Consider the following 838-nt stretch of genomic DNA (forward strand, 5'->3'; position numbering starts at 1 on the left):
GGAGGTAAGACTTCGTGGAGGGCCGAACCCACCAGGGTTGAAAACCTGGGGGATGACCTGTGGTTAGGGGTGAAAGGCCAATCAAACTCCGTGATAGCTGGTTCTCCCCGAAATGCATTTAGGTGCAGCGTCGTGTGTTTCTTGCCGGAGGTAGAGCACTGGATAGGCGATGGGCCCTACCGGGTTACTGACCTTAGCCAAACTCCGAATGCCGGTAAGTGAGAGCGCGGCAGTGAGACTGTGGGGGATAAGCTCCATGGTCGAGAGGGAAACAGCCCAGAGCATCGACTAAGGCCCCTAAGCGTACGCTAAGTGGGAAAGGATGTGGAGTCGCAGAGACAACCAGGAGGTTGGCTTAGAAGCAGCCACCCTTGAAAGAGTGCGTAATAGCTCACTGGTCTAGTGATTCCGCGCCGACAATGTAGCGGGGCTCAAGCGTACCGCCGAAGTCGTGTCATTCATACAATAGGGCCAACGCCTGTATGGATGGGTAGGGGAGCGTCGTGTGCCGGGTGAAGCTGCGCCGGAAGGCAGTGGTGGACGGTTCACGAGTGAGAATGCAGGCATGAGTAGCGATACATACGTGAGAAACGTGTGCGCCGATTGACTAAGGGTTCCTGGGTCAAGCTGATCTGCCCAGGGTAAGTCGGGACCTAAGGCGAGGCCGACAGGCGTAGTCGATGGATAACCGGTTGATATTCCGGTACCCGCTGTGAAGCGTCAAACATCGAATCCAGTGATGCTAAGGCCGTGAAGCCGCCCTGGAGCCTTCGGGCAAAGGGGAGTGGTGGAGCCGCCGGTCCAAGTTGGTAGTAGGTGAGTGATGGGGTGACGCAGG

General features: G+C 57.2%; 1 rRNA gene. It reads left to right on the forward strand.

The window, feature by feature from the left end:
* Nucleotides 1-838, forward strand: a 23S ribosomal RNA gene (locus tag IE274_RS39140); the annotation flags it as partial.

This window comes from Streptomyces flavofungini (assembly GCF_014650815.1).
GTDB classification, from domain to species: Bacteria; Actinomycetota; Actinomycetes; order Streptomycetales; family Streptomycetaceae; genus Streptomyces; species Streptomyces flavofungini.